The 12514-nt window shown below is 44.1% G+C and carries 10 protein-coding genes; 1 reads left to right on the top strand and 9 read right to left on the bottom strand.

Annotated elements, in window-relative coordinates; translation table 11 throughout:
* Nucleotides 1-116 precede the first annotated feature (116 nt).
* The 7 genes from M1K58_RS02625 to M1K58_RS02595 form a co-directional block, all read right to left on the bottom strand.
* Entirely contained in the window at nucleotides 117-527 is a 411-nt protein-coding gene (locus M1K58_RS02625; RefSeq protein WP_256757103.1) for a DUF6232 family protein, read from the bottom strand.
* Between the two features lie 178 nt (nucleotides 528-705).
* Nucleotides 706-1713 (bottom strand): ABC transporter substrate-binding protein, encoded by a 1008-nt coding sequence (locus M1K58_RS02620; RefSeq protein WP_256757102.1) that lies wholly within the window; start codon nucleotides 1711-1713, stop codon nucleotides 706-708.
* A gap of 70 nt (nucleotides 1714-1783) precedes the next feature.
* Nucleotides 1784-2782 (bottom strand): ABC transporter permease, encoded by a 999-nt coding sequence (locus M1K58_RS02615; RefSeq protein ID WP_256757101.1) that lies wholly within the window; start codon nucleotides 2780-2782, stop codon nucleotides 1784-1786.
* Nucleotides 2783-2810: 28 nt separating this feature from the next.
* Entirely contained in the window at nucleotides 2811-4319 is a 1509-nt protein-coding gene (locus tag M1K58_RS02610) for a sugar ABC transporter ATP-binding protein (protein WP_256757100.1), read from the bottom strand.
* Nucleotides 4320-4498: 179 nt separating this feature from the next.
* Entirely contained in the window at nucleotides 4499-5485 is a 987-nt protein-coding gene (locus M1K58_RS02605; protein ID WP_256757099.1) for a substrate-binding domain-containing protein, read from the bottom strand.
* The gene (locus tag M1K58_RS02600; RefSeq protein WP_256757098.1) at nucleotides 5482-7263 is read right to left on the bottom strand and encodes a cache domain-containing sensor histidine kinase; all 1782 of its coding nucleotides are present in this window, start codon (nucleotides 7261-7263) and stop codon (nucleotides 5482-5484) included. The genes M1K58_RS02605 and M1K58_RS02600 overlap by 4 nt, the downstream gene beginning before the upstream one ends.
* Nucleotides 7264-7269: 6 nt before the next feature.
* Nucleotides 7270-8889 (bottom strand): response regulator transcription factor, encoded by a 1620-nt coding sequence (locus M1K58_RS02595; protein WP_256757097.1) that lies wholly within the window; start codon nucleotides 8887-8889, stop codon nucleotides 7270-7272.
* Between the two features lie 375 nt (nucleotides 8890-9264).
* On the opposite strand from M1K58_RS02595, the gene M1K58_RS02590 reads away from it, so the two are divergent.
* Nucleotides 9265-10590 (top strand): globin-coupled sensor protein, encoded by a 1326-nt coding sequence (locus tag M1K58_RS02590; protein WP_256757096.1) that lies wholly within the window; start codon nucleotides 9265-9267, stop codon nucleotides 10588-10590.
* 116 nt (nucleotides 10591-10706) lie between these two features.
* Here the strand turns inward: M1K58_RS02590 and M1K58_RS02585 are convergent, their stop codons facing one another.
* Together M1K58_RS02585 and M1K58_RS02580 are read right to left on the bottom strand one after the other, a co-directional pair.
* A complete protein-coding gene (locus M1K58_RS02585) occupies nucleotides 10707-11549 on the bottom strand; it encodes an ABC transporter permease (RefSeq protein ID WP_256757095.1) in 843 nt (280 codons plus the stop codon).
* Entirely contained in the window at nucleotides 11536-12486 is a 951-nt protein-coding gene (locus M1K58_RS02580) for an ABC transporter ATP-binding protein (RefSeq protein ID WP_256757094.1), read from the bottom strand. Before M1K58_RS02580 ends, M1K58_RS02585 begins: the two co-directional genes overlap by 14 nt.
* Between the last annotated feature and the right edge of the window lie 28 nt (nucleotides 12487-12514).

The raw sequence follows: 12514 nt of genomic DNA, 5'->3' as shown, positions 1-12514 counted from the left end.
CCGGAAGGAATACATACTCGCAAAAAACATAATCGATAGAAAATGCAAAAAAGCTGCCCAAAGAGTTACTTATGGGACAGCTCTTTCTCTACATCGTTAGTTATTTTATTGGGACATTAGCTAATCATTAAGCCCCTCTGCTTCGTTTCCACCATACAATGGCTGAAGGAGTTTGCTAGACCTTCGAGGTAAGCATAATCCGTAACCCCAATGATCTCTTTTTCGCCAGAAGAGAATACTAGCGTTAACTTATGAACCGGTTTCACTAAAACATAAATTAACGCATTAGCAATAAACCCAAGACTACCAACCAAAGTTAAGATGGAATGAAATTTGAAGTCCCACATCAAACCCGTAACGATCAGAAGTATTTCAAGGATCAGTAACGTATATGGTATTTGTCGCCTGGATTTGACTAGCTTAATGGAGCATAGATGCTGTATGGCATATCGCGTATTACCACTTATGAACAGTTCCTTCGTTAAGGTGAAATTATTATCTTTAAAGATAGGTTGTTGGACTTCCATTATTCATTCCTCCTCAAGGATGGGCTCCTAATTAAACTTCGACACCCAGATGGAAATACCTACCTAAAATAGGTCAACTCAATAAAGAAAGCTGTCTCAAAGGGTCAATACAGACCCTCTGAGACAGCTTCTATGTTTAACATGGTTGTAAACTTAATATACGATAGCTATTTTTAGCTTATTCATAAATTACAGCTTTAACTTCTTCCGAATCGATATTCGATTTGTCGTACCATACGAAGCCACTATCGATTACAGGATCAACCTTCTCACCTTTAGCAGCTGCAACGGCCGCTTTTACTGTTTCATAGCCAATACCTATTGGATTTTGGGAAACTGCACCCGCCATCAAACCATTTTTGATCCCATCAATTTGTGCTTTACCGGAATCAAAACCGACAACAATAATTTTGCCTTCTTTTTTCGTTTCGGCTACTGCATTGATTACTCCGATCGCGGAGCCTTCGTTCGTACCGAAGATGCCTTTAAGGTTAGGGTAAGCTTGCATGATCGCTTTAGCAAGGTCAGTTGATTTCAGGTGATCTCCGCCGCCATATTGAATGTCAACAATCTTGATGTTCGGATATTTTTCTTTCATACGGTTTACGAAGCCATCGCGACGATCAATACCTGTGCGGCTTGTTTGGTCATGTGCGATAACTGCAACTTCGCCTTCACTGCCGATCAACTCAGCCATCTTATCAGCTGCGATACCTGCAGCTACAGCGTTGTTCGTTGCTACTGAGGCAACCGGGATATTGCTTTCAACACCGGAGTCAAATGCAATAATCGGGATGCCCGCATCTTGCGCTTTTTTCAAATATGGAATTGAAGCTTGGCTGTCCAGAGCAGCGAATCCAATTGCGCTCGGCTTTTTGTCTAATGCGACCTGAAGCATTTCAAGCTGCTTGTCGATCTGTGATTCCGTCTCAGGGCCTTCGAACGTAATCTCAACATTTAACTCAGCAGCCGCTTTCTCTGCACCAATCTTAACAGCTTGCCAGAACTGATGCTGGAATCCCTTGGAGATGATCGGAATGTACATCTTTTGTCCGTCTGCCGCAGGCGCTTCTGAACTAGCCTTTGCGGATGGCGAAGCGTTGCTGCCCTTATTGTTATCCTTGGAACCGCAAGCGCTGATGACCAATACAAGTGCCAATACCGCCAATAACCATGCCTTTTTCATGTTCTTATCCCCTTTTGAATGAATGATGAGTACGTGATTTATATAATCTCCAATGGAGAAGATACCAAAGTTAAGCTTTGCGACGTCGTAAGATATCCGCATACACAGCTAGTAAAATAACTAAACCGACAACGACCGTCTGCCATTCCTGAGGTACCGACATAATACGTAGTCCATTCGTCAGAACACTCATAATTAACGCACCGATCACTGTACCTACAATCGAGCCTTTACCACCATTCAGTGAGGTACCACCAATGACAACAGCTGCAATTGCTTCCAGCTCATAACCCATACCAAGAGCCGGCTGAGCTGAGTTAAGTCTTGATGCCATCAGAACACCTGCAAGACCGGTAAATAAACCCGCAATCATGTAAATAATGATCTTCCATTTCCGCACATCGACACCAGATAAGCGAGTCGCTTCCTCATTACTGCCAATCGCGAAGTTATAACGTCCGATAATGGTACGAGCAAGTACTATACTTCCGATGATCGCAGCAAGGAAGAAAATGAGCACCGCATTCGGAATATCGAAGCCGGGGATCAGATCACCGAGCACTGATCCTAAAGCGATCTCCATAAATACTTCGTTATCCGTGAAATAGATGGGCTTCGTTCCTGAGATGACCAGTGCAAGCCCCTTGGCAATCATCATCATGGCCAGCGTCGCAATAAACGGGGGAATGCCCAGTCGTGCGATAACAAAGCCGGAGATGAGTCCGCATAGCGCGCCCGTCAGTAAGCCACCGATAACACCAACCCACACCGGTAGTCCCCACATCGTAATGAATACGCCCGTCATGACTGCACTTAGAGTCATAACCGTACCGACCGATAAGTCAATCCCGCCAGTAACGATAATGAACGTTGCACCAAGTGCGAGTACGCCAATTACTGCTGTGGACAGCAAAATTCCGACGATGTTAGAAAAGTGGAAAAAGTTACTTGACGCTATCGAGAAAAAGATGACGAGTAAGATCAAGCTTCCGAAAGCCAAAAACTGCTGCAGCCCTGCATGAAATGCAAACTGCTTTTTCTGAATACCTACTGTTGTTGCTGTCTTCATTGAACTCCCTCTCTTTCTTTGCCGGGTCCTAGCTGATCCGGTCCGTTGCGTAGGTCATAATCTGTTCTTGGGTCGCACTATCATCATTAATAAGCTCGCCTGTAATTCTACCTTCACACATAACGATAATCCGATGGCTAAGTCTTAAAATTTCCGGTAACTCCGAGCTGATCATAATAATCGACTTTCCTTCAGCTGCTAAGCTTTCAAGCAACTTATAAATTTCACTCTTAGCCCCAATATCGATTCCGCGAGTAGGCTCATCGAATATTAGAATATCGCAGTCCCGCGTCAGCCATTTGCCGATGATCACCTTTTGTTGGTTACCTCCGGACAAATTTTTCAGCATCTGTCCGATGCCCGGTGTCTTGACCTTTAAATCCTCGACAACCTTCTTCGATGCACTCGCCATATGCTTGTCATTCATCCAGCTGAAAAACTTTGTAAATTTGCCTAACGAAGCTAGAGCGACGTTCGTCTTAACATCCATTTCTAGCAAGCAACCATAGTGCTTTCTATCCTCAGACAGATAGCCGATGCCATGCATGACAGCTTGATGCGGTCCGTTGATTTGCACCTTGCGACCATGGACAAAAATCTCTCCTGAATCAATTGGGTCAGCACCGAAGATGGCCCGCGCCGTTTCCGTTCTTCCAGCTCCTACGAGTCCTGCTACACCAAGAATCTCTCCCTTACCAAGCGTGAAGCTAACATTTTTGACCCCTTTGCCGCGATTCAGATTGCGTACTTCAAACACATGCTCCTGGTCATTGCTCTTCTGACGGTCTGGCTTGGCTGGCTGATAGATTTCTCTCCCTACCATCATCGCTATGATACGATCAATACTGACCTCAGCCGTGTTCACGGTATCGATATAAGTGCCGTCCCGCATAACCGTGATCCGGTCGGTAATCCGCTTTAATTCAGCCATGCGATGAGAAATATAGACTATGCCAACTCCCTTCGCACGCAGCTGATCGATCATTTTGAATAGCTCATCGATCTCTGTATCACTAAGCGCCGCTGTTGGTTCATCCATGATCATGACCTGTGAATCGTAGGAAATGGCTTTAATAATTTCAACCATTTGCTGCTTAGCTACTGTCAGCTCCGATACTAGAGCCGTCGGCTCAATATCCAAATTCATTTGCTTTAATAGAATCGCTGTCTGCCGATTCATTTCCTTATCATCAAGAAACAATCGAATCGCTTTACGAGGCTCCTTACCGATAAAGATGTTCTGGGCGACAGTCAGATCGAGGGCAAGATTCAGCTCTTGGTGAATCATGCTGATCCCTAATTTCTGAGCTGTGCGTGTATCTGGAATATGTGCCTCATTCCCATGATAGATAATGCGTCCCTCATCCTTCTGATAGACGCCAGTAAGTACTTTCATCATCGTCGATTTGCCTGCTCCGTTCTCACCAACTAGAGCATGCACCTCACCGGCTCGCAAATCGAACTGGCATTGCTTTAATGCGTGTACTCCGGCGAAGTGCTTTTCAATTCCTTCCATCCTCACAACCGTTTGACTCATGCTTCTATCCCTCCCAGCCCCTTGCGAATGTCTTTGTGCTTCTCGTTGTTATTAACTTTACACGCAGAATCGAAACGCTTACATGTGATTTCTTTCTATATGAGTCGAATAATTTTGGGAATTAAACCAAAAAAAAAAAGGTTTCAAAAAGTCATCTGCCGACTTTTTGAAACCTTCCCTTAGCTTCCTACGAATGGGAACAATAGCTTCTGGTTCTCTTCTTCGTACATATTTTGTTTGGTTATGATTAAGGAGCCCGTATCGATCAGCTTGGGAACCTTCTTGCCTTTAATCACCTCAACTGCTGTCTTAATGCTTAAATATCCCATCTGGAAAGGTCTCTGAATGACAGTCGCCTTCATAACACCTTCATCCAACAATTTTATTTCATTCACAGAGCTATCGAAGCCAATCAATTTGACTCGTTCTCCAATTCCCAGCTCTCGGATTGCCCGGCCTGCTCCGACGGAGGTCGGCTCGTTCAGACCGATGATTCCTAGCACATCAGAATGCTCCTGTAATATTTCCTTTGCCTTTAAGTATGCCTTTTGCTCAGATCCCTCTACAAAATAAGTATCCAATAGTTCAATACCCGGACGATTACTTAATACCTCGCGTACGCCTTTTTCTCTATCGATATGAGACGCCGCATTTTTAACGTAGCTTATGATACCTATTTTCGCAGGACCTTTAATTTCTCCAAGCATCGCTCGCCCCGCCTCTTTACCCGCGTTGAAGTTATCTGTCGAGACAATGCTTCTTGCCACATTGGAATTAATCCCAGAATCCACAATAATTAACTTGATCCCTTTGCTCACCACATTATTCGCGACAGGAACTAAACGGTCGAAATCGGTGGCAGCGAGTACAATCGCATCCGGTCGCTCTTTTATCGCTTTCTCTACAAGAGCGATCTGACCCTCAACGTCCGTTTCATCCCTTGCTCCCCACACCTGAACTCGTGTGTCGAATTCCTTTGCCGCCTCATTGACGCCATCAACCAACACCTGCCAAAACTCAATGGATGCATCCGCTGATTTAATAATCACTGTGACATCCATTGGTTTTCTTTTGGCGAAACCGTCATACCAATAGATTAAGCCGACCACAACGATGAGAAGAACGGCTACCACTCTAACTAACCACTTATGTTTCCAAGGCATCATTCGCTATCCTCCAATGATTGAAGGGATTTCGGGAATTGAATATAGACGGTTGTTCCCACGCCCAACGTACTTTTATAAGTTAAACCAAACTGTGGGCCAAAATATAGCTTGAGTCGCTCATGGACGTTGCGGACACCGACACCTCTTCCTTCTTCTGTTTTGGGAGAAGACAGTAACAGAGTTCTTAGTTTCTCCTCGTCCATCCCGTTCCCATTATCTTCAACAATTAGGTAAATGTCCGATTCCGTCTCTTCGGCTGTAATCCGAATTAAGCCAGGTCCATGCTTCATCTTAATGCCATGATAGATTGCATTCTCAACAATCGGTTGAAGAATGATCTTAATCGTCTTGTAATCTAGCACCGTATCGCTAATCTCAATCTCATAGTCTAATTTGTTCTTATAGCGCATCTTCTGAATCATCAAATAGTTGGTAATGTGCTCAATTTCCGTACGAATGGCGACAAGCTCTTCCCCTTTTCCAATTGAAGCCCGAAATAACTTGGCGAGCGCGGAGGTCATCAATACGACCTCTTTGGACTTATTGCTCTCGGCCATCCACACGATAGAATCTAGCGTATTGTATAGAAAATGTGGATTTATCTGAGCCTGTAACGCGTTAATCTCGCTCTTGCGCTTCTGTTCCTGGTCCAATACAACCTGTGACATAAGCTCCTTGATTTTCCCTACCATAATATTGAACGCACGTGCTAGCCTACCGATTTCAACTGTCTTAGATACCGGAACATGGATATCAAAGTTGCCCTTCTCCACTTCCTTCATATAATCCTGAAGCTGCTTGATCGGCTGACTCACCCGCTGAGACAAGAAGAAGGAAATAATAATCGCGATGACAATACATATGAATCCTAAAATAAAAAAGGACAGCCGGACCTCATTCTGATTATCTACAAGCTCGTTGACATAAGAGACACCCACGATCTTCCACCCGAAATCCGACTCCTGAACGGTATACATTCGGCTGTCGTTGCCTTCATCGCTTGTAAAGGTACCATTTTTAATTTCCAGCACTTTATCAATCATCTCAGATTTCAAGTTGCTATAGATTAATTGCTGCTGGGGATGATAAACAATTTTCCCACTGGAATCAACAATAAATAGATAACCCCTCTGCCCGAGCCTAATCTCTTTAACCATGTCATTCATAACACTAAAATTCAAATCAACCAAAAACACGCCAAGCTTCGACTCGCCATCCCTACTGATCAGTTCTCTACTTAGAGACACGACCCAAGGATAACGATCTTTGAAAACCGGCTGAACATGAGAGGGAGAAATAACACTTTTACCCCCTGCCTCTTGCGCAAGGGTATACCAGTTCATGCTTGTTATATCTACATAAGGATTGAGCTCCAAGTTTTTGCGCCCAGAGACAAACTGTCCTCCATAGCCAAATACATTCACTGAAGCAATATCCGTGCGAGATACAAGCATTGACTCTAGCATATCGGATACGGCGATCTTAGCCTGTTGCTCTTCTTGCAAGCTATTAAAACCAGTTGGAGATAAATATTGCTGAACAGTATGGTTACCCGCCACTAGATCCGACATCGTCTTCATGCCATTCACATAGTCTTTGATGTTGTAATTCACTTGCTTCACAAGCTCTGTCGTATAAGCTTGCGCTTTAGAAGTCACTGCATCTTTAGTCAAGTAGTAAGAGGTGATGCTCATAATTAATATGGTCATCAAAATCAGAATAACAAAGGCAAGAACCATATTCGTCTGGATGCTGCGTAACCGCGAAAAGATACTCACCTGATCTCACACTTTCCCTGTCGTTATATTATTACGATAGTCCGTTGGCGTATCTCCTGTATGCTTCTTGAAAGCCCCGCTGAAATAATGAGGGTCGCTATAACCAACCGCATAGGCAATTTCGTAGCTCTTCATTGCAGTAAGAATAAGCAGCTCTTTTGCTTTTTCCATTCGCTCATGGGTTACGAACTCTACGAATGTTTTGCCATTGTTCACCTTAAAAATTGTGCTGAAATAGCTACTACTAAGCGACACATGATGACAAACCGTCTTAAGTGAAAGCTCTGGATCCATATAATTCTGTTTGACAAATTCGACTGCCTTCGCGATTTGAAGCGCTGTTTGATCCTCTCGTTTACTTCTGATAATAGATACCGCATTGCCACACAATTCCTTCATCCAAGCTTCAATTTCATCCAATGTAGTAAATCTATTGATTTCGGATATGGGATTGAGTTCCTCGCCGGACGCCTGTGAGAGCTTGCTATTCATTTCATATAAAGTGTGCATCATCGTCAATAGGATGCGTTGAAGGTAGATGTAACAGATATCAATTGGAAACACCTGCTCACGGAAGGTCGCAAACAGCTTCTTTAACCACTCGTCCATCTCTTGCGGTGTACCGGTTTTAAGCTTCGTAATTAACTCGCTCTCCCAGGTCACAACCGATAGCAGCTCTGGACGTTCACGCTGTTCCATATCGGCGATGTGGATAATCTCATTCATTCCGATCACATATCGATAGTCAAGAGCTGATAATGCAGATTGGTGAACAATGGAAACATTCTCCGTCAATAAGCAAGCGTGTCCAATACCTATCGATAGCTTGATCGGCAAATATGAAGCTGCTGCACTATGGATTTCTTCCGCAAGTATCACGCTCAGCTCGTACAATTCCTCTGTGACTTCACCGGAAATTAATACAAGCACGCGATTTTCCCGATCCCGGAAGATAGCCGCTCCCGTATACCTAGCCGTAATTTCTTGAGCGATATTATACACAGCAAATTGAATAAGCTCCTGATCGAATAACGTTGAGGGCAGATGCCATTCAAACTCGTCTACATCTATAGCAAGCTCCATTAAATAAGGCCCGTTCCATTCGATCTGAAAGTAACTACAGCTTTCCTTAATTTGCTTTACTGTCATTGGAGAGGAGACAAGACGCTCCAGAAACCGTTCCTTCAATTGTGGCAGACTCTCTGCGAGCTGGCGCTTCAGCTGCTCGTAATCTTGGATTTGACTTCGCTCATGATCCAATTCCTGAGCCATTTTCCGAACAATCGTTTCAAGCTCCGCTGCTGTAATCGGTTTCAAAATATAGTCCACGGCTTGTAGCTTCAAAGCTTGCTGCGCATAATCGAAATCATCGTACCCCGTTAGGATAATGACCTTCACGCTTGGATAACTGATTGACAGCTCTCTTGTCAGCTCCAGTCCGTTCATGAACGGCATACCAATGTCGGTCAGCACGACGTCGGGCGTTTCACGCTTAATATATTCAAGCGCTTCTTGTCCATCCTCGCAATCGCCAATGCATTCAAAGCCGAGCTGTTCCCAGTTCATCTGCTCTTTAATTGCTTCCCGTACCAATGCTTCGTCATCTACGATTAGCAGCTTGTACACGGAATCCCCGCCTCTTGTTGTTCTAATGGCAACGAATGCAAAAAATATCTATTGCTATGAATTTGTTTGTTTTCCCTGAGTCTAACATATTTTCTATAACATTATGCAAACTCCACAAATCGAAATATTTCTATTTTATCGAACAAAATGAAACATTAAAATGTGAATATCTACTTTATTAGTCGAATTTCTTTTGGTGTTATCCAATAAAATAAAAACTGGGACTTTTTGTAATTTAATCACTCATGGTAGGAAATCTAACAATATTCTATTGTGATTAATATAAATATTATATTTATTACATTATATACCTTTACTTCAACTATAAATCTCATATATTATGATGAGAAAAATCAGTTCTTAAGGGTGATGATATTGTCGGATTTCAGATGGGCTATTGGGTCTGGTTCAAGCAACAAACAGGTACAAGTACCCACTTGGGTGCAAGGCATCGAACATGCAATCGGAAAAATCGAGCTGCGTGACGAGACACAATTACTCAGTCAACTAGCGATGATTAACCTGACTGAGGCTGACCTGAAGCTCATAAAGGCATATCAACCCCGGGTTATCGAGAATATCGACCACATCGTGGATGCTTTTTATTCGAAAGTAGTCGAGCTTCCCCACCTCCAGAGTCTGATCATGCACAACAGTTCGGTAGAGCGGTTGCGCTCCACCCTCCGACAGCACATGATCGAGATGTTCGATGGATGCATCGATCGAGCCTTCATCGAGAAACGGATGCTCATTGCGAACGTTCACTCCCGTATCGGACTTCAGCCCCAATGGTATATGGGAGCATTTCAAAATTTGCAGCATGAATTACTTGCCATGATTCAAACCGAACAGATTCAAGTTTCGATTACTACCGCATTGACTAATGCTGTTACAAAGATTCTCAATTACGAGCAGCAGCTCGTACTTGAAGCGTATGAACGGAAAAATCTCGAAGTACAGGAACGCCAGTACGAGGTAGTTAAGGACGACTTAAAGCGTCGAATCGGTGCAATCAGCCAGGAGCTTGCCGCACTAACAGAACAAACTAGCGCCTCAGCGGAGCTACTCATAGAGTCGAGCAATGAAGTCAATAGCGCGTTTCTATTAAGTGCAAATAAAGCTAAGCAAACACAAAACCTCGTGCTCTCTGGAGAAGACAAAGTTAACGAGCTTGATAATGGGATTAAGGCGATCTATGACAGCTCTGTGAATATGCAGCAGTCGGTCTCACAATTGACGGATTCAGCCGTTCAAATTCGCAACATCGTGAACATCGTCGAGGGGATTTCCAGACAAACCAAGATGCTTTCACTTAATGCCTCAATCGAAGCGGCTCGAGCGGGTGTGCACGGTGCGGGATTTTCCGTCGTTGCCTTAGAGGTCAAAAAGCTTGCAGAAGGTACGAATCAAGCCCTTCTGAGAATCCGTGAGCTGATCGATCAGTCGAATAACTTTACTCAACAGGTTGTACAATCAATCGGAGATGTCCAGCAAAGAGTGGCAATAGGTCAGGAGGAAGTGATCAGCACGAAAGCAGTGTTTGATAACATCCGCACGAATCTGGGAGCTAGCTTATCAGAGATTGCCCATGTTGAAGTAGAAATTGCTTCGCTAGTTCGCGTAATTGAAGAGGTTGGATCCGCTACCGACAAGGTTGCAGGCATGGCTGGTGCCATGAACGCAGCGACGGAAAATTTATAATGATAACAAAGTGGCTGTCTCGCATGTTGAGACAGCCACTTGTTTGTCTATTTAAGCTTCATTTGTTCGAAATCCTCAACTGTAATCCTTAACTACTGGTCAAAGCACTGCTCACTTCACTTCTCAAGTCGCCAATCCATCTTCTTAACAACGATCCAGAAGGATAAGAGCGTGAATAACATAAGGACAATCATATCGAGCGTAACCGAAGTTGTCCACGTCCCTTGGAGCATCTGCCTCAGGCCGTCAGCTGCATATGTGGTCGGGAACAAATAAGAGATGATCTGCAGCGCCTTAGGCAGTTGGTTAATATCGATCATCACAGGAGTAAGAAAGTTTAAAAATACCATCAGCAGATTCGTGATCATGCTCGTCAAATCCGGATTTTTCGAAAGGAATCCGATGAGTATTCCGAATCCAGCTGGTGCCGCTACGGATAAGAGCACCATCGGAAGAAGACCAAATGTCAGATGAATCTGAATGTGAAATACGACCTGTCCGACGATAGACATAATAATAACGGAAGGCAGTGACATCAAGAAGCCACGGATCATGAACGCCAGCAAAAAGTTGATTTTGGATATGGGTAAGGAGGCGTAAAAGGTAAATTGCCCTTGCTGCTTACTCCAAGCAATATGATTACCGAGACCGTTGATTCCCATAATAATGATTGGAAATATAATATTCCCACTCACAATCCTCATCACTACCTCAGGGCTTGGATTTTCCAGAAAGAACTTCATGAATAGCAAAGTTGTGAATGGAAAAATCGAGGCCAATCCAATAACCCACATCCAGGTTTCACGGACTTCTGCATATTGGATTCTTAGCAGGTACATCAGTTCCGTCATCGATGCCGCGATGCTACTCAGCAAAGGTACCGGCGCAGCCTTTGTCAAAGTAGCTGTTGCTATAGGAGTAGCATTTGTCTGCGCTAACCCTTCATCAACAGAGTTCATCGTGATCATGCCCCCCAAGCTTCATATAAACATCCTCTAGACTAGGCGGAACGATCTTGTACTCCATACATGAAAGTTCATCTAAATTTTTTATAATGCGAGACACAAGATTGTTAACTTCATCTCGTCCAACGAGCATCTGCACACGATTTTCACTGATGATATCAACTGTTCCCCATTGCTTTAAGATCGCTTCAGCTTCCGCTCGCTTGCCGCTTTGCACAATGATTTCCACCTTTAGACGTGGGTCCACCCTTGTTTTCAAATTCGTGATGGTATCAATCACTTGCAGTTTTCCATGATTGATAATGGCTACACGATCTACAACCTGCTCCGCTTCAAGCACATTGTGCGTCACGAGAAGAACGGTCGTTCCGTTGTCACGGTTTTTCTCGCGCACCAACTCCCACACAATCTTCCGTTTAACAGGATCTAGCTCGTTGGTCGGTTCATCTAGGATAAGCACAGGCGGATCTCCGATCATTATGGCTGCTAGCCCAGCAAGTCGTCTTTGCCCACCGGATATCCGTTTCATCATATTGTCGGAAATACCGTTCAAGCTGAGCTTCTCGAGCCACCATCCTGTAAGACGCTCGGCATCAGACTTCCCGATTCCTCTTAACCGTGCTGTGAAGAAGATCGCCTCTCGTACCGTTAAGTTCGCAAGAGCCCAAGATTCCTGTGCATAATAACCAACAAGTCGACTAACGTCCCGTGAATGTTGAATAACATCTCGCTGGAACAGAAATATGGAACCAGATGTCGGTCTGGAATGCGCCACCATTTGTTTAACAAGGGTCGACTTGCCGGCGCCGTTCGGACCAAGCACCGATAATATCTCCCCTTCCTTTACGTCGAATGAAATATCGTCGTTCGCAAGCTTTCTCCCTTTCTTATAAACCTTCCGTAAATTCTCAATTTCGTAAACACTCTTCACACACACCCCTCCTCTATCCACATTGGGA

The sequence above is a fragment of the Cohnella sp. WQ 127256 genome, from assembly GCF_024519285.1.
Lineage (GTDB): Bacteria > Bacillota > Bacilli > Paenibacillales > Paenibacillaceae > Cohnella.
Note: the sequence above shows the minus strand (reverse complement) of the source record. Positions and strands in the feature narration are given on the sequence as shown.

Excerpts from the sequence above, each read along its gene's own strand:
- M1K58_RS02625 (WP_256757103.1), bottom strand. The coding sequence starts at position 527 with ATGGAAGTCCAACAACCTATCTTTAAAGATAATAATTTCACCTTAACG.
- M1K58_RS02620 (WP_256757102.1), bottom strand. The coding sequence starts at position 1,713 with ATGAAAAAGGCATGGTTATTGGCGGTATTGGCACTTGTATTGGTCATC.
- M1K58_RS02615 (WP_256757101.1), bottom strand. The coding sequence starts at position 2,782 with ATGAAGACAGCAACAACAGTAGGTATTCAGAAAAAGCAGTTTGCATTT.
- M1K58_RS02610 (WP_256757100.1), bottom strand. The coding sequence starts at position 4,319 with ATGAGTCAAACGGTTGTGAGGATGGAAGGAATTGAAAAGCACTTCGCC.
- M1K58_RS02605 (WP_256757099.1), bottom strand. The coding sequence starts at position 5,485 with ATGATGCCTTGGAAACATAAGTGGTTAGTTAGAGTGGTAGCCGTTCTT.
- M1K58_RS02585 (WP_256757095.1), bottom strand. The coding sequence starts at position 11,549 with ATGAACTCTGTTGATGAAGGGTTAGCGCAGACAAATGCTACTCCTATA.